Source organism: Serratia sp. LTN-2 (assembly GCF_059740205.1).
In genome coordinates, this window is record NZ_JCAXDO010000003.1 from 247,054 (window position 1) to 267,810 (window position 20,757).

The 20,757-nt window shown below is 61.8% G+C and carries 20 protein-coding genes and 1 tRNA gene; 4 read left to right on the top strand and 17 right to left on the bottom strand.

Annotation, left to right across the window (positions count from 1 at the left end):
• Nucleotides 1–21: 21 nt before the first annotated feature.
• The gene (locus AC6BYQ_RS08335) at nucleotides 22–1,311 is read left to right on the top strand and encodes an alginate export family protein (RefSeq protein ID WP_435980824.1); all 1,290 of its coding nucleotides are present in this window, start codon (nucleotides 22–24) and stop codon (nucleotides 1,309–1,311) included.
• A 40-nt stretch (nucleotides 1,312–1,351) separates the two neighbouring features.
• On the opposite strand, the gene AC6BYQ_RS08340 is transcribed toward AC6BYQ_RS08335, so the two are convergent.
• The 6 genes from AC6BYQ_RS08340 to AC6BYQ_RS08365 form a co-directional block, all read right to left on the bottom strand.
• Nucleotides 1,352–2,404, bottom strand: a complete 1,053-nt coding sequence (locus AC6BYQ_RS08340) for an NAD(P)H-dependent flavin oxidoreductase (protein ID WP_498056686.1) — start codon at nucleotides 2,402–2,404, stop codon at nucleotides 1,352–1,354.
• Nucleotides 2,405–2,500: 96 nt separating this feature from the next.
• The gene (locus AC6BYQ_RS08345) at nucleotides 2,501–4,111 is read right to left on the bottom strand and encodes an MFS transporter (RefSeq protein WP_019452448.1); all 1,611 of its coding nucleotides are present in this window, start codon (nucleotides 4,109–4,111) and stop codon (nucleotides 2,501–2,503) included.
• The gene (locus AC6BYQ_RS08350; protein ID WP_019452447.1) at nucleotides 4,104–4,529 is read right to left on the bottom strand and encodes a DoxX family protein; all 426 of its coding nucleotides are present in this window, start codon (nucleotides 4,527–4,529) and stop codon (nucleotides 4,104–4,106) included. The genes AC6BYQ_RS08345 and AC6BYQ_RS08350 overlap by 8 nt, the downstream gene beginning before the upstream one ends.
• Nucleotides 4,530–4,538: 9 nt before the next feature.
• Nucleotides 4,539–5,369, bottom strand: a complete 831-nt coding sequence (locus AC6BYQ_RS08355; RefSeq protein ID WP_498056687.1) for an alpha/beta fold hydrolase — start codon at nucleotides 5,367–5,369, stop codon at nucleotides 4,539–4,541.
• Between the two features lie 142 nt (nucleotides 5,370–5,511).
• Nucleotides 5,512–6,906 carry an MFS transporter gene (locus AC6BYQ_RS08360; RefSeq protein ID WP_498056688.1) on the bottom strand — a complete coding sequence of 465 codons (1,395 nt, stop codon included), beginning with the start codon at nucleotides 6,904–6,906 and terminating at the stop codon, nucleotides 5,512–5,514.
• Between the two features lie 173 nt (nucleotides 6,907–7,079).
• Nucleotides 7,080–8,270: a sugar transporter gene (locus tag AC6BYQ_RS08365; protein WP_019452444.1), complete on the bottom strand. Its 1,191-nt coding sequence runs from the start codon at nucleotides 8,268–8,270 to the stop codon at nucleotides 7,080–7,082.
• 266 nt (nucleotides 8,271–8,536) lie between these two features.
• Between AC6BYQ_RS08365 and AC6BYQ_RS08370 the strand changes: the two genes are divergently transcribed.
• On the top strand, nucleotides 8,537–9,223 hold the full coding sequence (locus AC6BYQ_RS08370) for an aspartyl/asparaginyl beta-hydroxylase domain-containing protein (protein WP_019452443.1): 687 nt from the start codon (nucleotides 8,537–8,539) through the stop codon (nucleotides 9,221–9,223).
• 13 nt (nucleotides 9,224–9,236) lie between these two features.
• Here the strand turns inward: AC6BYQ_RS08370 and AC6BYQ_RS08375 are convergent, their stop codons facing one another.
• Nucleotides 9,237–10,184 (bottom strand): aromatic alcohol reductase, encoded by a 948-nt coding sequence (locus AC6BYQ_RS08375; protein WP_498056689.1) that lies wholly within the window; start codon nucleotides 10,182–10,184, stop codon nucleotides 9,237–9,239.
• Nucleotides 10,185–10,270: 86 nt separating this feature from the next.
• Between AC6BYQ_RS08375 and AC6BYQ_RS08380 the strand changes: the two genes are divergently transcribed.
• Entirely contained in the window at nucleotides 10,271–10,693 is a 423-nt protein-coding gene (locus AC6BYQ_RS08380) for a winged helix-turn-helix transcriptional regulator (RefSeq protein ID WP_019452440.1), read from the top strand.
• Between the two features lie 29 nt (nucleotides 10,694–10,722).
• Here AC6BYQ_RS08380 and AC6BYQ_RS08385 read toward each other — a convergent pair whose 3' ends face one another.
• The 5 genes from AC6BYQ_RS08385 to AC6BYQ_RS08405 all read right to left on the bottom strand — a co-directional run bounded on the left by AC6BYQ_RS08385 (nucleotide 10,723) and on the right by AC6BYQ_RS08405 (nucleotide 15,763).
• On the bottom strand, nucleotides 10,723–11,439 hold the full coding sequence (locus AC6BYQ_RS08385; protein WP_198636376.1) for an ABC transporter ATP-binding protein: 717 nt from the start codon (nucleotides 11,437–11,439) through the stop codon (nucleotides 10,723–10,725).
• Entirely contained in the window at nucleotides 11,436–12,311 is an 876-nt protein-coding gene (locus AC6BYQ_RS08390) for an ABC transporter ATP-binding protein (RefSeq protein ID WP_019452438.1), read from the bottom strand. The genes AC6BYQ_RS08385 and AC6BYQ_RS08390 overlap by 4 nt, the downstream gene beginning before the upstream one ends.
• Nucleotides 12,308–13,594 carry a high-affinity branched-chain amino acid ABC transporter permease LivM gene (gene livM / locus AC6BYQ_RS08395; protein WP_019452437.1) on the bottom strand — a complete coding sequence of 429 codons (1,287 nt, stop codon included), beginning with the start codon at nucleotides 13,592–13,594 and terminating at the stop codon, nucleotides 12,308–12,310. The genes AC6BYQ_RS08390 and livM overlap by 4 nt, the downstream gene beginning before the upstream one ends.
• Before the next feature lie 10 nt (nucleotides 13,595–13,604).
• The gene (locus AC6BYQ_RS08400; protein ID WP_019452436.1) at nucleotides 13,605–14,519 is read right to left on the bottom strand and encodes an ABC transporter permease subunit; all 915 of its coding nucleotides are present in this window, start codon (nucleotides 14,517–14,519) and stop codon (nucleotides 13,605–13,607) included.
• Between the two features lie 125 nt (nucleotides 14,520–14,644).
• Entirely contained in the window at nucleotides 14,645–15,763 is a 1,119-nt protein-coding gene (locus tag AC6BYQ_RS08405) for a branched-chain amino acid ABC transporter substrate-binding protein (protein ID WP_019452435.1), read from the bottom strand.
• Between the two features lie 559 nt (nucleotides 15,764–16,322).
• On the opposite strand from AC6BYQ_RS08405, the gene AC6BYQ_RS08410 reads away from it, so the two are divergent.
• Nucleotides 16,323–16,398, top strand: a tRNA-Asn gene (locus AC6BYQ_RS08410).
• Between the two features lie 193 nt (nucleotides 16,399–16,591).
• On the opposite strand, the gene AC6BYQ_RS08415 is transcribed toward AC6BYQ_RS08410, so the two are convergent.
• From AC6BYQ_RS08415 to AC6BYQ_RS08435, 5 genes are all read right to left on the bottom strand, one after another.
• Nucleotides 16,592–17,719, bottom strand: coding sequence for an NADH-dependent flavin oxidoreductase (locus tag AC6BYQ_RS08415; RefSeq protein ID WP_498056690.1), 1,128 nt, complete (start codon nucleotides 17,717–17,719; stop codon nucleotides 16,592–16,594).
• Nucleotides 17,720–17,769: 50 nt separating this feature from the next.
• A complete protein-coding gene (locus AC6BYQ_RS08420; protein ID WP_498056691.1) occupies nucleotides 17,770–18,420 on the bottom strand; it encodes a flavodoxin family protein in 651 nt (216 codons plus the stop codon).
• Nucleotides 18,421–18,440: 20 nt separating this feature from the next.
• Complete coding sequence (locus AC6BYQ_RS08425) at nucleotides 18,441–19,274, bottom strand: SDR family NAD(P)-dependent oxidoreductase (protein WP_498056692.1); 834 nt, start codon at nucleotides 19,272–19,274, stop codon at nucleotides 18,441–18,443.
• 64 nt (nucleotides 19,275–19,338) lie between these two features.
• Nucleotides 19,339–20,067: an SDR family oxidoreductase gene (locus AC6BYQ_RS08430; protein WP_498056693.1), complete on the bottom strand. Its 729-nt coding sequence runs from the start codon at nucleotides 20,065–20,067 to the stop codon at nucleotides 19,339–19,341.
• 42 nt (nucleotides 20,068–20,109) lie between these two features.
• Nucleotides 20,110–20,757, bottom strand: coding sequence for an SDR family oxidoreductase (locus AC6BYQ_RS08435; RefSeq protein ID WP_498056694.1), 648 nt, complete (start codon nucleotides 20,755–20,757; stop codon nucleotides 20,110–20,112).

Below are 20,757 nucleotides of genomic sequence, written 5' to 3' on the forward strand. Positions count from 1 at the left end.
CGCTTTTTTCTTCGGATATCCATGATGAAACGCACGCTTCCCGCACTTTTGCTGTTCTCCGCGCTGCCCGCTTTGGCGGCGGAGCCCACTGCGGCGCCCTGGAAAAACATCCCGTTGGGCGATGCGGCCACCTTGTCTTTCGACGGTTCACTGCGCGAGCGCTATGAATGGACGGATCAACGCGATCTGAGCGGCGGGCGCGACGACACCTTGATGCAGCGCCTGCTGATCGGCGCACGCCTCGACTACGGCGACTATTTTGGCGCCTACGTCCAGCTGGGATCTTCGCTGGCGACGATGCGCGACCATGGGCGCAAGCCGACCGATGAAGATCGCGCCTATCTCGGCCAGGGCTATGTGGATATGAAACTGCCCACCGCCTACGGCCTCGGCACCCTGCGGGTCGGCCGCCAGGAGATTGCGCTGGGTTCGCTGCACCTGATGGGCACCCGCGACGGCCCCAACGTGCGCCGTTCTTTCGACGCCATCCGCGCCAGCTGGGCCAAGGATAAAAACCGCCTCGACGCCTTTATCGGCCATCCCGTCACCCTTAAAACCGGCAGTTTCGACGACGATACCGACAACAGCCAAAAAGTTTGGGGGCTCTACGGCACCACGCCGCTGACGCCGCTGGCTTCTTCGCTCGATCTCTACACCTTTGGCTTTGAAGATAACGACGCCCATTACGCACAGCTCAACGGGCAAGAGCGGCGCTATACCGTCGGCGCGCGCATTTTCGGCGCGGCACAGGGGTTCGACTGGGACAATGAGGCCGCCTGGCAGTTCGGCAGCGCAGAACAGCGCGACATCCGCGCCTGGTCAGCGTCGGCGCACGCCGGCTATACGGTGAGCGACTGGCGCTGGCAGCCGCGCTTCGGCGGCAAGATTGGCATCGCCAGCGGCGATAAAAACGGCCATGACGGGCAGCTCAATACCTTCAACGCCATGTACCCCAAGCTGCCCTATCTGACCGAGAACGGGCTGGTGGCGCCGGCTAACCTGATCGCCATCCACCCTTCGGTCACCATCACGCCGTGGCAAACCCTGGCCATCGACTTCAGCTGGGACGCGTTATGGCGGCAACGCCGCGAGGACGCCTTCTATCTCGGGCCGATGCGCCCGGTGAAAGGCAGCGAGCAGGGCTCGCGCTTTATCGGCAATCAGTATCAGGTCGAAACCACCTGGACGCCGAGAAGCGATCTCCAGTTCAAGGTGGCCTATGTCTACTTCGACGTCGGCCACAGCCTGCAGCAACATGCCGGACTGAAAGACATGAACTTCGTCCTGGCGCAGGGCACCTACAGCTTCTGACGTCAATAAAAAGGGCGCCGAACCAGGCGCCCCGTCTGTCTTACAGCGCAGCCAACTCCGCCGCCAGGGTGGCGACCAGCTGCGCCGCCGGCATCGGCCGCGCCAGGCCTACGCCCTGCCCGGCCCACAGCGACATGAACTCCGCGCGCCCGGCCTTGGCCGCCGCCTGGCGGATATCGCCGGTGAGCGCGTTCTGCACCGGATAAGGCAGGATCTGTCCCTCCTCCGCGCGCATCTGGCGCATGAAATCATTGACGATGCCGCGCGCCGGGCGGCCGCTGAAGGCGCGTGTCAGGCGCGTACTGTCATCACCGGCGTTGCGCAATGCCGCTCGCCAGGCGTCGGCGATACCCGATTCCGGGCTGCACAGAAACGCGGTGCCGAGCTGCGCCGCCTGCGCGCCCAGCAATTGCGCCGCCGCGATGCCGCGACCGTTCATGATGCCGCCTGCGGCGATCACCGGGATCTTCACCGCCGCCACCACCTGCGGCAACAGGGCCATCAGGCCGACGCAGGATTGCTCGATATCGCCGAGGAACGTCGGACGATGACCGCCCGCCTCCGCGCCCGAAACGCAGACAAAATCGGCGCCCGCCTCTTCCCAGGCGCGGGCTTCCGCCACCGTGGTGGCGGTGCCTATCACCCGCGAGCCGGCCTGCTTGAAGTGCGTGACCGTCGCGCGCGGCAGCACGCCGAAGGTGAAGCTGGCCACCGGCGGCGCGGCCTCCAGCAAGGCCGCGATCTGGTCGCGGTTGTTTTCGGCAAATTTGGCGGGGATCGGCGGCTCGCTCAGCCCCAGCGCTTCGCGGAACGGCCGCAGCAGGTGCTGGGCGCGCTTCAGCTCGGCGAGATCCGGGTGCTGTTCATCGAGCAGAAACAGGTTGATGTTAAACGGCGCGGCGGTCTGCGCGCGGATCTGCTGCACGCGCTCGAGGATCACCTCCGGCGAGAACAGCGCCGCCGCGCACGATCCCAGCGCCCCGGCGTTGCTCACCGCCACCGCCAACGCCGGCGGCGATGCGCCGTTCATCGGCCCCTGAACGATCGGATAGCGCAACCCAAGCTCGCGGGCAAAAGCAGAAGGTGCCGTCATCAATGTGTCTCCCTGTGTGGACTACATTCGTCTTACGGCGGCCGCGCCGCCGAACCGACCAAAAGCATAGCACCTTCTCACCGTCTGACCGTGCAGTTAATGCTTCACCTGACGCCGGTCCAGCGACAGGAAGTGGTGCACCACCGGCTTGTCCGGGCCGATATGGAAGCCCAGCGCCTCCTGCTGCAAATCGGCGTCGGCGTGCGACACCCGCTGATGCTGGCGCAGATGCTCCGCCCAGGACTCCACCAGGAACCACTCCATGATGCATTCCGGATCGCCGGTATGCTCGGTGATGCCCCAGGCGTAAGCGCCGTCGCGACGGCGCGCCCGCTCCAGCATCAGCAAAGTGCGCAAGAACTGCGGGCGATCCTGTTCGCGGATGCGGTATTCCACCTGAATCATCACCGGCCCGCGATCGTTCTCGACCGGCGTGTTGACCAACGGTTCCGGCCAATGGTTCGACGGCTGCAGATCGGCTTCGCCGGTCGGCAGACGCAGACGGTGGAACAGCAGCCCCGCCGCCAACAGGCCGACGCCACCGACCAGCAGCGTGGCGGCGACGCCCAGCTCCTGCGCCACCAGCCCCCACAGCAGGCTGCCCGCCGCCATCGCGCCGTTGAACACCATCAGGTAGATGGCCAGGCCGCGGCCGCGCACCCAGTTAGGCAGCACGCCCTGCGCCGCGCCGTTGAGCGTGGTCAGCGCGATGATCCAGCCGGCGCCCAGCACCAACAGCAGCACCACCGCCAGCCACTGCGGCGGCGCCAGCGACAGGGCCGCCATCACCACGGCGGTGAGCACCGCCGCCAGCAGCACCAGCCCGTCGGCGTTGAGCCGCTGGCGCAGACGCGGCAGCACAATAGCCCCGAGGATCGCCCCGGCGCCCACCGCCCCCAACAGAACGCCGTAAAAACCGGCGCTGCCGCCCAGCATGCGGCGCGCCACCAGCGGCAGCAGCGCCCAGACCGAGCTGGAGAAGGCGAAAAACACCGCCGCCCGCAGCAGCACCACGTGCAGCTCACGGCTGGAACGCGCATAGCGCAGACCGGCGCGGAAGGCGCCGAAGAAATGCTCCGACAAGCCGCTGTCTTCGGCCTTCGGCCGCTTCCACCACAGCAGCGCCGCGATCACCAGCACATAGCTCATCACGTCCGCGCCGTAGGCCGCGCCGGCGCCGAAGCTGGCCAGCAGCAGGCCGCCGGCCGCCGGGCCGATGGAGCGGGCGATGTTGATGCCCAGCGAGTTCAGCGCCACGGCGTTTTTCAGCTCGGCGCGCGGCACCAGTTCCGGCACGATCGCCTGCCAGGTCGGCCCCATCAGCGCCGCGCCGATGCCGCCGACAAAAGTCAGCGCCAGCAGGTATTCCACCGTCAGCGCACCGGTCTGCGACAGCACCAGCAGGCTGCCGCTGACGCAGGCCAGCAGGATTTGCACGAAGATCAGAAAGCGCCGCCGATCGAGAATGTCCGACAATACCCCGGCCGGGATCGCCAGCAGGAACACCGGCAGCGTGGCGGCGGTTTGCATCAGCGCCACCGCCGAGGGGTTGCTCGACAGGTCGGTGATCAGCCACGAGCTGGCGACGTCGCGCATAAAGCTGCCGACGTTGCCGAGCACCGTCGCGCCCCACAGCACCGCAAATAATGGGATTTTCAGCGGCGCGAAGCCGCCCGCCGCCGCCTTGTTTTCCGTCTGTTCAGCCATCCGTTCGCTCCTTCAAATCGTTAAATGCCACCAGCAACAGCGCGCCGGCCAGCCCGAGGTGTTCAAAAAATCCGTTCATCATCTGGCCGCGTTCCGCGCCGTCGAACTGCCAGAACGGATTGGCCATCAGCGTCGCCATCAGGGTAAAACCGGCCAGCGCCAACGCGCCGAGCCAGCGGTAAAAACCGCTCAGGATCAGCGCCGACGCCGCCAGTTCAAACAGCGTCACCAGCACGGCGAACAGCGCCGCCGGCTGCAGGCCGAAGTGGGTCATCTCGGCGACCGCGCCCTCGACATTCAACGCCTTGACCAGCCCGCCCTGAATGTAGGCGGCGCAAATCGCGAGCAGCAGCAGCCAGCGCACAGCGGGCGCATGCAGCCGCTGAGCGCAGCGGGCGGCGATATCGGTAATATTCATCGCGCCCCCTTAGAATGGCGAATTCTGGATAAAGGCCAGCAGATCGGCGTTGAAGCGATCGGGATCGGTCTGCGCCAAACCGTGTGAGCCGCCAGCGTAAACATTCAGCTCCGCCTGTTGCATAAGCTTAGCGGCTTTCTGCGCCGAGGCTTCGAACGGCACGATCTGATCGGCGTCGCCGTGCACCAGCAGCGTCGGCTTGTCGATCGCCAGCAGATCGGCGGTGTAATCCACTTCGGAGAACTCGCGCACGCCGTCGTACTGGCCTTTCACGCCGCCCTGCATGCCCATCAACCAAAAGCTGTCGATAAGCCCCGCGTTGCTCTCGATCTCATCGCAGTGGAGGCCGTAGAACGGCACCGCCAAATCTTTGAAGAACTGCGAGCGGTTGCCCGCCACGCCGCTGCGAATGCCGTCGAACGCCGCCATCGGCGAGCCCTCGGGGTTGGCCGGCGTCTGCAGCATCAGCGGCGCCGGCGCCCCCACCAGCACCACCTTCGCCACCCGACTGCTGCCGTGACGGCCGATATAGCGCGCCACTTCGCCGCCGCCGGTGGAATGGCCGACCAGGATCAGATCGCGCAGATCCAGCGTTTCTATCAGCAAAGCCAGATCGTCGGCGTATTGATTGATGTCGTTGCCGTACCAGGTTTGATCCGAACGGCCATGGCTGCGGCGATCGTGAGCGATCACGCGGAATCCGCTCTGGCCGAAAAACAGCATCTGGTTGTCCCAGGCGTCGGCGGACAGCGGCCAACCGTGGGAGAACAGGATCGGCTGGCCGCGTCCCCAATCCTTATAGAAAATGCGTGCGCCATCGGGCGCGGTAAGAGTGCTCATGACGTGCTCCCCGTTCGGTATCGAATTGGATTTTGTACGGGTTAACAGTACGGCAGTCGTAAAGGCAGTGATAACGGAATAATTTTCGCATGATCGCGAGTTTTTTTGCTGAAGAGGCCGGCGTAGCCGCCGGCGCATAACGTCAGATGTTTTCCAGATCGATGCCGCGCGTTTTCGGGCCAAACAGCCCGATCACCAGCATCACGATCAGCATGCTGGCGACGATAAACGCGATCACCCCCAGCGAGCCGCCGTACTGCAAGATAATGCCGATGATGATGCTGCTGAACACCGTCGACAGGCGGCTGAAGGAGTAGCAAAAACCGACTGCGCGGGCGCGGATGTGGGTCGGGAAGATCTCGGATTGATACGAGTGGTAGCTGTAGGTCAGCCAAGCGTTGGACCAAGTGATGAAGAAACCGCACAGGATCAGCCACAGCGGATTGTTCTGCAGCGCGAACAGCGAGCCGAAGATCACCGTCACCAGGCAAGACAACACGATCTGCCACTTGTTTTCCATCTTGTCAGCGTAAAAACTGCACAGCAGCGAGCCCAGCGGATAGGCCAGCGTGATGAAGAAAGCGTACAGCAGGCTGTGCGTGACCGACGCGCCCTTGCCCGACAGCAGCGCCGGCAGCCAGTTGCCGAAGCCGAAGAAGCCGATGGCCTGAAAGAAGTTCATCACCACCAGCATCAGCGTGCGATCGCGATACTGCGGCACCCAGATGTCGCGAAAGCGGCCGCGCTGCGGCGCGCCGTCGGCCTCTTCAGCCGGGCGCAACGGAAACTCCGCGGGCGCCACGCCGCAGCGCCGTTCCATGTCCCGCATCACCTGCCGCACCTGCGCATAGCGCCGTTGCTGCACCAGCCAGCGCGGCGACTCCGGCAGCCCCTTGCGCACCAGCCAGATCACCAGCGAGGCCAGCGCGCCGGCGATCACCACGTAACGCCAGCCGCTCAGCCCCCAAATCGTCTGCGGCACCAGCCACCAGGACATCAGCGCCACCGCCGGCACCGACAGGAACTGCACGAAGAACGCGAAGGCGAAAGCCCGGGTGCGCAAGTGCGCGGGCACCCACTCCGTCAGGTAGGTGTCGATGGTCACCAGCTCGATGCCGAGCCCCACTCCCACCAAAAAGCGCAGAAAGATCACCCATTCCGCCTGCTGTTGAAACGCCAGCAACAGCGAGAAGGCGCCATACCAGATCAGGGCAAACATAAAGGTGGCGCGGCGGCCGAAGCGGTCAGCGTAAGGGCTCAGCAGGCTGGCGCCGACGAACAGACCGAGAAAGGTGGCGGCGGCGAAGGCCGCCTGATCCGACACGCCGAAGACGCCCAGCGCCCCGGTGTGGAAAATGCCGTCGGCGATAAGGCCAGTGCTGATATAGCCGGTCTGGAACAGATCGTAGAGTTCGAAAAAGCCGCCCAGCGACAGCAGAATGATAAAGCGCCACAGGCCGGCCGACGCGGGCAAGGCGTCGATTCTGGCCGCCAAATCCCGCGCATGGATCGGCGACGCCGCTACAGAGTCACTCACCGTTAACCTCGCATTAACATTTTTGATGACTTTCTATGCTAGCGAAGCGACGCCGGAGTTAAATTTTTAATTAGCAGACTATGAAAAAAAGTTAAGCATAAAACGCTGCAGCGGCCTGTTTTATAGCGAGAAAATGTAGCGCGGGATGCCGGCCGGCATCCCGAATCGGTGGATTAACGGCTGTGGTGCTGCTGCAACCGTTCGCTGCGGTAAAAGCTCAGCAGGCACCAGCCGAGGGCGATCAGCGCCAGCGGCGCGGCGACGAAACCGATGTTGCCCATCCCCAGATGCAGGCTCACCTGATTGCCCAACAGCGCGCCGCTGCCGATGCCGAAGTTGTACAGGCCGGAGAAGATCGCCATCGCCACATCGGTGGCGTCCGGCGCCAGGCTCAGCACCTTGGCCTGCATCGACAGGCCGATGGCCATGATCGCCATGCCCCAGAAAATGCACAGCACCGTCAGGTGGCTTTCGCTGCCGGCGGCCGGCAACAGCAGCAGCAGGCTCAGGGCCAGCAGCGCGATGGCGCCGATAAAGAAGCCGGAAGGAAACCGCTCGCTGTAGCGGCTGAACAGCAGGCTGCCGACGATGCCGGCGGCGCCGAACAGCAGCAGCATCAGCGTGGTGAAGTTTTCCGACAGCCCGGCCACGGTCTGGATAAACGGCTCGATGTAGCTGTAGGCGGTGAAGTGCGCCGTCACCACGATGATGGTCAGCATGTACAGCGCCACCAGCGCCGGGCGTTTGAACAACAGCGGCACGCTGGCCAGCGAACCGGAGTGCTCGCTTTTCAGCACCGGCAGCAGGCGCCACAGCAGCACCAGCGCCAGAGTGGCGCACACCGCGATGCCGATAAAGGTCATGCGCCAGCCGAGCAGCTGCCCGACCACCCGCCCGAGCGGCAGCCCGAGCACCATCGCCAGCGCGGTGCCGCCCGCCAGCAGGCTCAACGCCTGCGCTTTCTTGCCCGGCGGCGCCACGCGGATCGCCAGCGAGGCGGTGATCGACCAGAACACCGAGTGCGCCAGCGCCACGCCGGCGCGTGAAATCACCAGCGTGGTGAAGTTCCAGGCCACGGCAGTCAGCACATGGCTGGCGATAAACAGGATGAACACGCCGATCAGCAGCTTGCGGCGCTCGATCTTGCTGGTCAGCAGCATGCACGCCAGCGAGGCGGCGGCGACGATCCAGGCGTAAATGGTGATGATCAGGCCGACCTGTTCGGTTTGCATCGAGAAGCTGGCGGCGATATCGCTCAACAGCCCGACCGGAATAAATTCGGTGGTGTTGAAGATAAAGGCCGAGACGGCGAGGATAACCACGCGCAACCAGGCGGTTGAGCGCGAAACGGGTGCGTGTTCCATGGTAAACAAAATCCGGACAGGTGCGGGCAAGTAGCGATATTTTAACCAACCGTCGCGCTAAATGCGATACGCGTCACACTTTAATTGTGTGGTTTTTTTCGCCGCATTTCGACACACTCGCAGACACACGGTTGCACAAATGCTGTGCTAATCTCTTGAAGCGTACCAATTTTTCCTGCCGCTCTTCCTTCGGCCGCCGCAGACGACGCGCCGCGCCGAAGAACCGCGCGCAGTGTCCATTTGGCGTTTCCTGAGGCGAGGTCATTATGTCCGCGATTTATGATTGGTCCGTGCTCGCATTGCGCAATGTTTACGATCGCCGAATTCAGGGCCAACCGGTGCTCGACAGCGCCGCGCTGTTCCCCGATGCGGAACGTTTCACCGCCCAATGGCGGCAGATCCGCGAAGAGGCGCTGACCGTCGCCCACGATCTGCACAATATCCCACGCTTTCACGAGATCATGATCCAACAGGAGTCTATCTCCGCCAACGACGCACGCGACTGGCGCATGTTCATCATGAAGGCCTACGGCCAGCCGATCGCCCGCAACCTGGCGCGCTGCCCTGCGCTGGCGGCATTGATCGCCTCCTCGCCGGACGTGCTGTCCGCCTCGCTCTCCTTCCTGGCGCCCGGCAAGCAGGTGCCGCCCCACCGCGGCCCGTTCCGCGGCATTCTGCGCGGCTATCTGGTGCTGGACATGCCCAAGCGCGCCGACGGCGTACCGGCGGCGGTGCTGAAAGTGGACGGCCGCGAATACCGTCTGCACGAGGGGGAATTCATGCTGTGGGACGACACTTTCGAACACGAGGTGTGGAACGACAGCGCGCAGGTGCGCACCGTACTGCTGCTGGATATCCGCCGTCGCGACATGCCCGGCGGGCTGCGGCTGCTCTCCAGCGCCATCATCGCGCTGGTGCGGCTGAACGTGCGCTGGATGCAGCGCCAGTTCTGAAGCGCTCAGACGATCAACCGTCGTGAGCGACCGGCCAATACCGCGCCAGCCACTGGCCGGCAGTGGTGGTGAGCAGGCCCTGACGCGCATTGAAGGTTGCCGCCTTGTCCCAGGCTACGCCGTCGGGCCGGGCGAAAGCCAGCCGGTATTTGGCGCCGACGTCATGCGGATGGTTCCGCACCGCCTCCTGCAGCCGTGCGGAGTCGAGCAAGGTTCTGTTGACCTCGACGCCCCAGTGCGCCTGCAGGAGATCGGCAAGCTCGCGGTAGGTCAACGTGTCGCCGGCGATATAAACCACCTGGTTGCGAAACGCGGGCCGATGGAAAAAAATCTCGGCCGTCAGCCGGCCAATGTCCTCAGGGGTGGTCAGCGTCACCGCATAGCGCCAATCGCCCAGCGCGCACACCGTTTTGCTTGCCGCATCCACCACGCCAAAGCCGGGGTCAAACAGGTAGCTGGTGAAAATGCCCGTGGAAACAATCACCCACTCCGTCGCACGCTGCGCACGCAGCAGGTGGCGCACCTCGAGCTGTTCATCCCACACCTGCTGCCCGCTGCCTTTACCCACGACATCGTAATCTACGCCGAACTGCCACGGGAAATAACGCGCCACGCCCGCCTGCAAGACGGCCTGGGTGATCTTTATCTGCGTGCCCGCCCCGCCGACAAAGCCGCTGCAGTTGATCACTGCGTCGAAGGAACGGAATAGCGCACTCAGCGCCTCCACGCCGTTTTGCTGCAGATCGCCTTCCACCACGGCGATGCCGAGCCGCGTCAGCTCATCCCGCCGCGCCCGATGCGGACCGCTGACGGCGCGGGCGGCCTCCGGCCGGAGCAGCACGCTGATGGTGACATTCGCATGCCGCTGAGCCTGCCGGCTCATCGCACGCAATACCGGCAGCCCCAGTTCACCGGCGCCGAGTATGAGCACGGTATTGATAGATGGATTTGTGGATTTCATTCTTGCCTCCTGTCTTAACATTGCGTCATCCTGACAGCTGACAAAAACGGGTTCAATTAGGTACACCCGTGATACCGGAGAGGAATATGACGAGCGATCGCGCAGCGCTGCTGCAATTTTCGCAGGCGTTCTGTGAAGAACTGAGCAACGACGATGAAGGGTTGAAGCGTGAGATCCTCGCGCATGCGGGCAACCGTTGGTCGCTGGGGGTATTGCATATCCTGGGCACTCACGGGCCGCTGCGCCACGGCGAGATAAGCCGCCAGCTGGCGGGCGTGACGCAGAGAATGCTGACGCGGACGCTGCGCCATCTCGAGCGGGACGGGCTGATATCGCGCTGCGATTATCAGGAAAAGCTGCCCCGCGTGGTGTACGCCATCACCGAAGCGGGGGAAACGATGCTGCTCAACATGCTGCCGCTCTGGTCGTGGATTATCTCCTCCGCCGACGCTTTCAGGACGGCCCGCTCGCACTACGATGACCAACAGCGCAACGCCGCCGAGGAATGAACGCGGGCTTCCCTGCCCTTGGGCGGCACTCAGCCGCCGCCCAGATAGGCCTTTCTCACCTCAGGATCGTTCAACAGTTCCTGTCCGCTGCCGGTGAGGCGGATCTGGCCGTTGACCATCACATAGCCGCGATCGGACAGCTTCAGCGCGTGGTTGGCGTTCTGCTCCACCAGAAACAGCGTCATGCCGCTGCGGGTCAGCTCGCGCAGCACGCCGAAGATCTGCCGCACCACGATCGGCGCCAGCCCGAGGCTCGGCTCGTCCAACAGCAGCAGCTTCGGCCGGCTCATCAGCGCGCGGGCGATCGCCAGCATCTGCTGTTCGCCGCCCGATAGGGTCATCGCCCGCTGATTGCGCCGCTCCCTGAGGCGCGGAAACAGCTCGAACATGTGCTGTAAATCCTCCGCCAGATAGCGATTGCCGACGGTGATGGTGCCCATCAGCAGGTTCTCCTCCACGCTCATGTCCGGGAAGATGCGCCGCCCTTCCGGCGCCTGCGCGATGCCGCCGGCTGCCACGTAGTGCGTGGAGCGGCGGCTGATGTCCTCACCGCCGAACAAGATCTGCCCGCCGGCGATGCGCGGCTGGCCGAAGATCGACATCAACAGCGTGGATTTGCCCGCGCCGTTGGCGCCGATCAGCGCCACCGTCTCGCCGGCGTTGACCTGCAGCGACACCTTACGCAGCGCCTGGATCGGCCCGTAAAACACGTCCACCTCGCGAAATTCCAGCATCGCTTCGCTCATCCCGCCAGCTCCTCTTCGTCCGCGCCCAGGTAGGCGGCGATCACCGCGTCGTTGTGCTGGATCTCCTGCGGCGTGCCGCGGGCGATCACGTCGCCGTGATCGAGCACGATCACCCGATCGGAGATCTCCATCACCATGCCCATGTCATGCTCGATCAACAGCACCGTGATGCCGTGATGCTGGCGCAGAAAACGGATGATGCGGCTCAGCGTGGCCGTCTCCACCGGGTTCAGCCCGGCGGCCGGCTCGTCGAGGCAGATCATCTCCGGCGCGGTGCACATGGCGCGCGCGATCTCCAGCCGCCGCTGCTGGCCGTAGGACATCTCCCCCGCCAGCCGGTTGGCGCAGTCCACCAGATCCACCACCTCCAGCCAGTAGAAGGCGCGATCCAGCGCGGCGTTCTCCGCCCGACGATAGCCCGGCGTATTCAGTACGCCGGCGATCAGGTTGCGGTTGCTCTGCATGTGCTGCGCCACCAGCAGGTTCTCCACCACCGACATTTCACGAAACAGGCGGATGTTCTGGAAGGTGCGCGCCAGCCCGGCGCGGTTCACCAGGTGCGTGCCGCCGAACATTTTATAGTAGAGACGCGAACCGAGCCGCTTCGGGCGTATCCAGTCGCCGGCGCGGAACTTCTGCCCCAGCACCTGGATCACGTCGGTCGGCCGCTTGTGGGTATTGAGCAGGATCGCGCCGCCGGTGGCGCGGTAGAATCCGGTCAGGCAGTTGAATACCGTGGTCTTGCCGGCGCCGTTGGGGCCGATCAGCGCGGTGATCGAGCCGCGCTCCACCTCCAGATTGACGTCGTTCAGCGCCTTGATGCCGCCAAAGCGCATCATCAGGTGCTCCACCCGCAAAATGGCATCGCTCATGGCGCCACCCCCTTGCGCTCAGCGAAGCTGGATCGGCTGATGCGCACCAGCCCACGCGGCCGCCAGATCATCATCGCCACCATCAGCACGCCGAACAGCAGCACCCGGTATTCGGCGAAGCTGCGCAGCAACTCCGGCGCCACCGTCAGCACGAAGGCCGCCAGCACCACACCGAGGGTGGAACCCATGCCGCCCAGCACCACGATCGCCAGGATCAGCGCCGACTCGAAGAAGGTGAACGAAGTCGGGTTGACGAAGCCCTGATAAGTGGCGAAAAACACCCCCGCCAGCCCGGCGGTGGAGGCGCCCAGCATAAAGGCCGACAGCTTCACCAGCACGTGGTTCAGCCCGAGGGAGCGGCAGGCGATCTCATCCTCGCGCAGCGCCTCCCAGGCGCGGCCGATCGGCATGCGCGTCAGCCGATGCTTGATATACAGCACCAGCAGCACCACCAAAAACAGCACAGCGTAGATGAAAATGAACTTGAGATTGGGGTTGTAATCGATGCCGAGAAACTCGTGGATCGGCACCCCGCCGTCTTTGGCCCGCCGGCCGAACTCGAGGCCGAACACCGTCGGCGCCGGCACCGAGACGCCGTTCGGGCCACCGGTGAGCGACATCCAGTTGTTCAGCACCAGCCGGATGATCTCGCCGAACCCCAGCGTAACGATCGCCAGGTAGTCGCCGTGCATGCGCAGCACCGGGAAGCCCAGCAATGCGCCGGCCAGCGCCGCCATCAGCGCGCCCAGCGGCAGCATCGCCCAGAACCCCAGCCCGAGATACTGGTAGCCCAGCGCCAGCCCGTAGGCGCCGATGGCGTAAAACGCCACGTACCCCAGATCGAGCAGCCCCGCCAACCCGACCACGATGTTCAGCCCCAGGCCGAGCAGCACGTAGATCAGGCCGAGGATCGCCACCGTCAGCAGGTATTTGGTGGCGACGAACGGGAACAGCAACGCGATCGCCGCCATCAGCGGCAGGATCCAGCGCAGGTTGGATTTATAGCCCAGCGGCCGCACGTAGACGCCGTCGTTGCCGCCGTCGAAGCGCGCCAACACCTTACGCCCCGGCGCAGTTTGCAGGAACAGGCTCAGCAGCAGCCGCCCGGCCATCACCGCGACGATGATCCACACCAGCCGGTGCGGCTCGAAGTTGAAGCTGTAGCCGTTCAGCACGATGCCGACGATCGGCCCGAACACGATCAGAGCGATCAGCCCGGCCAAGACGGCGTCCAGCAGGCTGCGTTTAACGTCCAGCCCGCCGTTGATCACGGATTGCGACATGGCGTTCTCCTTAAACCTTGGCGACCAGCGGCCGGCCGAGCAGGCCCTGCGGCCGGAAGATCAGGATCGCCACCAGCAACCCGAAGGAGAACACGTCCTTATAATCCGAGTTCACCATGCCGGCAAACTGCGCCTCCGCCACCCCGAGCAACAGCCCGCCCAGCATCGCGCCCGGCAGCGAACCGATGCCGCCCAGCACTGCGGCGGTAAAGGCCTTGATGCCGATGATAAAACCGACGTAAAAATCGAAGGTGCCGTAGTTCATGGTGATCAGCACGCCGGCCAGCCCGGCCATGGCAGCGCCGATCACGAACACCAGCGAGATCACCCGATCGGTATTGATGCCGAGGATCGAGGCCATTTTGCGATCCTGCTGGGTGGCGCGGCAGATGCGCCCCAGCCGGGTGCGCTGAATGATGTAGGTGAGGATAGCCATGCCGAGCAGCGACGCCACCAGGATAAACACCTTGGTGTAGGTGATCTGCAGCACGCCGCCGTCGAACTCCAGGCGGAACACGCCGCTCAGCAGCGTAGGGATGCCCTGCTGGCGCGGTCCCTGGCTAATCTGCGCGTAGTTTTGCAGGATTAACGACATGCCGATGGCGGAGATCAGCGGCGCCAGGCGGGTGGAGTTGCGCAGCGGCTTGTAGGCGATGCGCTCGATCACCCAGCCGTACACCCCGGTGATGACAATGGTGAACACCAGCGTGCCGAGGATCAGCAGCGGGAACGAGTGCAGTCCGAAGAACGACAGCAGCGCCAAACCGATGGCGCAGAGATAGGCGGAGATCATGTACACCTCGCCGTGGGCGAAGTTGATCATGCCGATGATGCCGTAAACCATGGTGTAGCCGATGGCGATCAGGCCATACACCGCACCGAGGGTCAGGCCGTTGATCAGCTGTTGCAGAAAGAATACATCCATAATGAGCAGTCTCGCCTGGTAAGGCCGCCAACGCAGTCCGACGCGGCCCAAAAGTCATCGCGGAACGGGCGCGCCACAGCGGCGGGCCCGTCTGTCATGGGGTCACAACTTCAGTATTGGGTTGTTCAAAGCTGGTGATATTTGCCCTTGTCATCCCACTGATAGACCACGTAGTCCGAAACCTTCAGGTCGCCCTTCTGGTCCCAGGCTTTCTTGCCCATCACGGTGTCCACGTCGTGCGATTTCAGCCATTCGGCGGCCTTGGCGCTGTCTTTGCCGCCGGTGGCGTTGAAGGCGGCGGCGATCGCCTGGATCGAGGCATAGGAATAGAGGGTGTAGCCTTCCGGCTCAAAGCCGCTGGCGCGGAACTTGGCGATCACCGCCTTGCCTTCCGGGATCAGGCGCGGATCGTTGCCGAAGGTCATCAGCACGCCGTTGGTGTACTGCGGCCCGCCGGCGGCGGTCACCAGCTCTTCGGTCACCACGCAGTCGCCGGAGAAGAACTTGGCGGTCACGCCCTGCTCGCGCATCTGGCGCACCAGCGGCCCGGCTTCCGGATGACAGCCGCCGAAGTAAACCACGTCCGGCTTGACCGAGGCGATCTTGGTCACCAGCGCGTTGAAGTCTTTTTCGCCGCGCGACAGCCCCTCATACAGCACCTCTGTGACGCCGCGCTTGTTCATCGCCGCCTTGGCGGCGTCCGCCAGCCCCTGGCCGTAGGTGTCTTTATCGTGGATCACCGCGATGCGTTTGGCCTTCAGCGTATCCAGCATGTAGTTGGTGGCGATCGCGCCCTGCTGATCGTCGCGCCCGCACATGCGGAACATGGTCTTCATGCCGCGCTCGGTGATCTGCGGGTTGGTGGAGCCAGGGGTGATGGCGATGATGCCGGCTTCGTCATACACCTCGGAGGCGGGCATGGTGGAAGAGGAGCAGAAATGGCCGACCACCGCCGAGACCTTGTCCTGATCCACCAGCCGGTTGGCAACCGCGACCGCCTGTTTCGGTTCGCAGGCGTCATCCCCCTGCACCAGCTTGATTTTTTCCCCTTTGATGCCGCCGGCGGCGTTGATGTCCGCCGCCGCCTGCGAAGCGCCGCGCCAATACTGATCGCCATAGGTGGCGTTCGGCCCGGAGAACGGCCCGGCGACGCCGATGACGATATCGGCCTGCGCAGAAAAGGCCGTGCCTAAACAACCGATGAGCAAAGCAGCGAGCGGACTTTTTATCAATTTCGATGACATTGTTATCTTCCTCAGCACTGTTTTCATACCCTAGATAATTGGCGTTGCATCCAGGCGGCAAGAGCATGAGCCCCGAGAGCTGACTCAAGGTCAGTGACCGGGGTAAATGCTCGCAGCCAACACCGAGGCAGCGTCAAGTATGACGGGTATAGCGGAACGCCCGGGGGCGCGGAACTTTCACTTTATGTGTAGACGGGGAAAATAATTTTCTTGAGAGCGCAGTCGCATTCCCCAAAAATGGGTAAGCAAAAATCCAGCCATTGTGACGACGAATACATATTGTTTGCTTATTCATCCTACATATCAGTTGCAGCGCAGCGTGTGGCGGGGATAACCGAGAGTCTGGGCAGTGCGGCTAGCGTGAGAGGGAGAACGGCCTTGCACCATCGCCGTGCAAAGGCTTGTGCAATCGTTGTGGGCCACAAAATCACCGCACAGCGATGGAAAATGCCGAAAAACAGCGCAAGATGTTCATTCCGCCAGCAAACGCGCTTTTTTTGCAGTTTAGCGCTTTGACAAACCCCAGGTGCCCCGCTATTATTCGCCCCGTTCACACGATTCCTCTGTAGTTCAGTCGGTAGAACGGCGGACTGTTAATCCGTATGTCACTGGTTCGAGTCCAGTCAGAGGAGCCATATTTAGAGAAGCCCGCTTAAGGAAACTTAAGCGGGCTTTTTGCTTTTCGGGTTATAACTCGCTGCAAGAGAGGGTTCATTCATCCAGGAATGACCACCGGCTATCTGGATCGCTAACCGGTGTTTCAATAGGGTTCATGGTGCATGTCAGCACATCATCACCGACCCAGGGACAACATGACAATGGCGGTCTTCAGCTCGGGAACCAGCCTGGGGTATTTTGAATCGCTTGCCACAGTTTATGTGGGATCTGTAATTCATCCGGATCTTGCGACGCGTTGAGTTTGACGTTCATGCTTCCTTCATGACCTGATTGTACTCTCTCCACCCATTGGGGATTCATAACCATCGCGCGTCCCAAAGCGACCATGGACAATCCGGTATCCAGCGCTTGCCGTGCCACGTCCGACGACGTGATTTTTCCGGCGGCCAGTATCGGCAAACGGCCGTTATTCAGCTCAATGAACCTTGCCAGCGTACTCTTTTCATCATCGTCATCCCGAGGGGTGTCCGTCAGTACATGGTGCAGCGAGATGTGCAAATAATCGATAAGCGCCTCTTCCGTCAATTGGTTCGCCAACGCCAGAGAATCATCTATACGCAGTCCCTTTTCGCCGGATTCTTCCGGAGACAACCGATACCCCAATAAGAAAGGCTGCGTAGCATGGCGTTCGATAATTCGCCGAACTTCGCGCGCCACTTCCAAGGGGAAACGCATGCGATTCTCCAGAGAACCGCCCCATTCATCCGTGCGCTGATTGAAATACGGGGAGAAAAAGTTTTGGAGCAGGAAACCATGGGCGCCATGCAATTCCACGCCATCGAACCCCGCCTCAATCGCGCGGCGAGTGGCTTCGCCAAAATCGCGGATCACAGTCAGAATTTCGTCATGGCTTAACGCGCGGCCGGCTTTTTTGCCATCGTTAAACGGGCCTGCCGGTGCGGCTAGCGCACTGGCGCTAACGAGCTCGCCATCGGGGATCAAGGCCGGAACGGCTTTATTTCCCGCGTGAAAGAGTTGCAGGATCGCCGGCGCGCCGCCGCTTTTAGCGGCATCCGCCAGCCGTTTCAGGCTCGGGATAAAGCGATCGTCATAGGCCGCGAACTCATGAGTAAACCCGATGCCATTTCGTTGTACATGGGAACAGCCTGTCAGCACCAACCCAACACCGTTCGCGCGTGCCCGATAATAGGCTAACTCCGCATCAGAGATAGTTTCATCATCATTGGCTGACCAGGTGGTCATTGGGGCCATCACGATGCGATTACGCATCTCAAGGCCGTTTTTAAATAAAAATGGCTGCATTAATGGATCTTTCATGATTCTCTCAACATTTAATATTTTGATCTAAAACCAAAAACTATAAAAAATCACTTCGCCAGCGGGGTTCCCAGCCAGCGAGCATCGATAAATTGCAGCATCTGTTCCGGTGTGATTTGCTGCGTCATTCGCCCTCGCAGCACCGTGCGATGCTCGAAAGTGACGGCTCCCCGTGCAAGCACCTGTGCTTTAAAACGCGCGATATGCTCGTCCGAGAAGTGGCTGTTGTGGGTATTAAACAGGATGACCCGTTTACCGCTGAAATCGCTGTTCTCGATAAAAGCCCAAATCGGCGGTGCCGGGCTGTATAGCCAGATCGGCGAGCCCAACCAGAGGGTGTCAAACGGCATAAAGTCAATCTTGGCCGGCGTTATCTCGGGCAACGCATCCTGCCGCTCTTTCAGCAAAGTGGCGTCTTTCAGCGCATACGCCAGCCCTGGCAAGCCAGGGGCATAGTTCGGTGCATCAAGCCTGAAGAGCTGTGCATCCAGGCGGTTAGCGATATGCCGAGCGGCCAGCGCCGTACTCCCTGAACGAGAAAAATAAACGACGGCGGTACGCGATGCGTTTTCTTCTGAATGCGCATGAGGCTGTATCTTGGCTAACTGGGCGGCTTGTCGATTTTCAATCAGCGTGACAGAGGCCAATACGCCCAAAATAGCCAGCAAAACGACCGTCAAACCGATGAGGGTTCCATACATAGGTAAGCGCCTTGATGCCATTAATCAAAATCGGTCGTCTTGCTGAGCGCCTCAAACTCCCACGTTTCTGCGATGCGGGACTGCAAGGTCGGCATGACGAAATCGAGAGCATCATTACCGATTAATAGCTGGCGCGGAGGCGTGTCCATTTCCACCAACCGGCAAATCACCTGCGCAAGTTTGGCAGGATCGCCCTGTTGCTGACCATCGGCGGATGCCAGTAGCTCGCGCGCGCTGCCAAAAGCGGCATAATCGGCAATGCTTCTTTCCCCGTACCGAGCAGAACTGTCATTGAGGAATTCGGTGCGGAAAAAGCCGGGCTCAACGGCGGTGACGGTAATTCCAAGAGGCGCGACCTCATCGGCCAGCGCCAGGGTCATACCTTCCACGGCAAACTTCGACGCGGAATAAAATGTGGCGTTCGCGACGGCTTTCACGCCGGCGATGGAAGAGGTGTTGATAATGCGCCCGCCCCGCTGGCGCCGCATCACCGGCAGCACCGCGCGCAATACATTGGCCATGCCGAAAACGTTGGTTGAAAATTGCTGCTCTATCTGTTCGGCTGTCGCTTCTTCAAAACGCCCCAACAGACAGAACCCGGCATTATTCACTAATACATCAATGCGGCCAAAACGGCTCACGGCCGCATCTGCAGCAGCCAGCGCCTGATGTTCATCACGAACATCAAGCTCCAGCAGCTCAATCTTTTCCGCTGCAACATCGCTGAATGTCCGGCGCAATTTTTCCCTATCCCGCCCCGTTGCAACCACACATTCTCCCTGTTGCAACGCAGCCCTGACAATATGGGCGCCCATGCCGCGCGCGGCGCCGGTGACAAACCAAATGCGATTCATATCTGTTCACCTTAATCGGTTTAAAAACTCGTACTGCCTCATCGCAGTACGAGGTGTCGAGGAACTAAAGCGTCAATTGCAAACTAGGGCGTATCACGATGTCATCGAGTAATACACCGGACGGTTGAGCAAATGAATAGACCAATGCACGGGCCACATCATCCGGCATGAGAGCCTGAATGGCATCACGACGTTCGCGCATCATGTCCGCAGAAACATTGTGTCCCCATTCCGTATGCACCGCCCCCGGATGAATCAATGACACGCGTATGCCTGCTTCAGCCAGCTCCTGCCGCAAGCCGTCACAGAACCCCCTGACGGCAAATTTGGTGGCGCAATACACGGCCCAGTTAGGCGCACTGCTTTTCCCCCCGACGCTGGATACCGTGGAGATCATTGCGCCGGGGCGATTTTTCATCAGAGGGATAGCTTCGTAGGAACAGTTCAACACGCCGTACATATTCGCGTTGATCTGCTCCTGCCAGCCCTCGGGTGAGCTCTCCTCGAACCGACCGAAAATCCCCATGCCCGCGTTGTTGAAAAGCAGATCCACACCGCCGAAGCGGCTCTTCACCCTATTAAAAAGTGACCGGACCTGAGCTAAATCAGCAACGTCAGCGTCAAAGGCGACGGCGGCTCCGCCCAGTTCGGCAGCCAGACTTTCGATTCGCTCTTTGCGTCTTGCTACCAGCACGACCGAAATGCCTTCCGCAACCAATCGGCGGGCGGCAGCTTCACCAATACCGCTTGAAGCCCCGGTGATAACAGCGACTTTGCCGCTGAGACTGTTCATCTCCATCGTCCTGCCTCTATAGATAAATTTTATGGCGGGTGTTTACATAAAATACGGCTTGTCACCGTCAGTGCCCGGCTGGTTGACGCCGATGTTCTCACCCAGATGTTTTTTCGGTTGCTCGATGATGTCGGCAATTAAAGCGGCGACGCTCTTGCGCGATACGATGGTTCCTTTGAACGGCGTATCGCGGGCGGTAAGCTCATAGTCAACCTGGTCTTCGTCCGTTAACCAGGCCGGGCGCAGAATGGTGTAGTCCAGCCCAGAGGCTTCAATCGCGTCAGCCGCCCGACGAAATGGCTTGAGGGGCTCACCGATGATCCCGTTGTTCCATTCACCGAATTTTCCCGGGACCTCATCATAAATCCCCAGCGAAAGAACGAAGATCAGGCGTTTGACGCCGCTGGCCTGCATGGCGGCAATCACCGCCTCAGCCTGCACATCCAGATCCTCCCCCGTCAGGTTGGCGTACACCAGATCCTGGCCCTGCATCGCTTGTTTCAATGCGGACGGATTCAACACATCGCCGATAAGGATCCGGCCGTTGGCCGGGCGCGACCGGATTTTTTCCGGCTGGCGAGCGAACAACGTTTGCACAAGCGACGGTTCATCCGCCAATCGGTCGATAACATGACGGGCGATTTGGCCGCCGGCGCCAAGGATCAATACATTTTTCGTGGTGTTCTCCAT

What these genes read in the sequence shown, in the direction of transcription:
- AC6BYQ_RS08335 (WP_435980824.1), top strand. Translation starts at nt 22, where the DNA reads ATGATGAAACGCACGCTTCCCGCACTTTTGCTGTTCTCCGCGCTGCCC.
- AC6BYQ_RS08400 (WP_019452436.1), bottom strand. Translation starts at nt 14,519, where the DNA reads ATGGATGTATTCTTTCTGCAACAGCTGATCAACGGCCTGACCCTCGGT.
- AC6BYQ_RS08420 (WP_498056691.1), bottom strand. Translation starts at nt 18,420, where the DNA reads ATGTATGGAACCCTCATCGGTTTGACGGTCGTTTTGCTGGCTATTTTG.
- AC6BYQ_RS08390 (WP_019452438.1), bottom strand. Translation starts at nt 12,311, where the DNA reads ATGAGCGATGCCATTTTGCGGGTGGAGCACCTGATGATGCGCTTTGGC.
- AC6BYQ_RS08375 (WP_498056689.1), bottom strand. Translation starts at nt 10,184, where the DNA reads ATGAAATCCACAAATCCATCTATCAATACCGTGCTCATACTCGGCGCC.
- AC6BYQ_RS08365 (WP_019452444.1), bottom strand. Translation starts at nt 8,270, where the DNA reads ATGGAACACGCACCCGTTTCGCGCTCAACCGCCTGGTTGCGCGTGGTT.
- AC6BYQ_RS08385 (WP_198636376.1), bottom strand. Translation starts at nt 11,439, where the DNA reads ATGAGCGAAGCGATGCTGGAATTTCGCGAGGTGGACGTGTTTTACGGG.
- livM (WP_019452437.1), bottom strand. Translation starts at nt 13,594, where the DNA reads ATGTCGCAATCCGTGATCAACGGCGGGCTGGACGTTAAACGCAGCCTG.
- AC6BYQ_RS08355 (WP_498056687.1), bottom strand. Translation starts at nt 5,369, where the DNA reads ATGAGCACTCTTACCGCGCCCGATGGCGCACGCATTTTCTATAAGGAT.
- AC6BYQ_RS08350 (WP_019452447.1), bottom strand. Translation starts at nt 4,529, where the DNA reads ATGAATATTACCGATATCGCCGCCCGCTGCGCTCAGCGGCTGCATGCG.
- AC6BYQ_RS08405 (WP_019452435.1), bottom strand. Translation starts at nt 15,763, where the DNA reads ATGTCATCGAAATTGATAAAAAGTCCGCTCGCTGCTTTGCTCATCGGT.
- AC6BYQ_RS08380 (WP_019452440.1), top strand. Translation starts at nt 10,271, where the DNA reads ATGACGAGCGATCGCGCAGCGCTGCTGCAATTTTCGCAGGCGTTCTGT.
- AC6BYQ_RS08415 (WP_498056690.1), bottom strand. Translation starts at nt 17,719, where the DNA reads ATGAAAGATCCATTAATGCAGCCATTTTTATTTAAAAACGGCCTTGAG.
- AC6BYQ_RS08370 (WP_019452443.1), top strand. Translation starts at nt 8,537, where the DNA reads ATGTCCGCGATTTATGATTGGTCCGTGCTCGCATTGCGCAATGTTTAC.
- AC6BYQ_RS08345 (WP_019452448.1), bottom strand. Translation starts at nt 4,111, where the DNA reads ATGGCTGAACAGACGGAAAACAAGGCGGCGGCGGGCGGCTTCGCGCCG.
- AC6BYQ_RS08340 (WP_498056686.1), bottom strand. Translation starts at nt 2,404, where the DNA reads ATGACGGCACCTTCTGCTTTTGCCCGCGAGCTTGGGTTGCGCTATCCG.
- AC6BYQ_RS08435 (WP_498056694.1), bottom strand. Translation starts at nt 20,757, where the DNA reads ATGGAGAACACCACGAAAAATGTATTGATCCTTGGCGCCGGCGGCCAA.
- AC6BYQ_RS08430 (WP_498056693.1), bottom strand. Translation starts at nt 20,067, where the DNA reads ATGAACAGTCTCAGCGGCAAAGTCGCTGTTATCACCGGGGCTTCAAGC.
- AC6BYQ_RS08425 (WP_498056692.1), bottom strand. Translation starts at nt 19,274, where the DNA reads ATGAATCGCATTTGGTTTGTCACCGGCGCCGCGCGCGGCATGGGCGCC.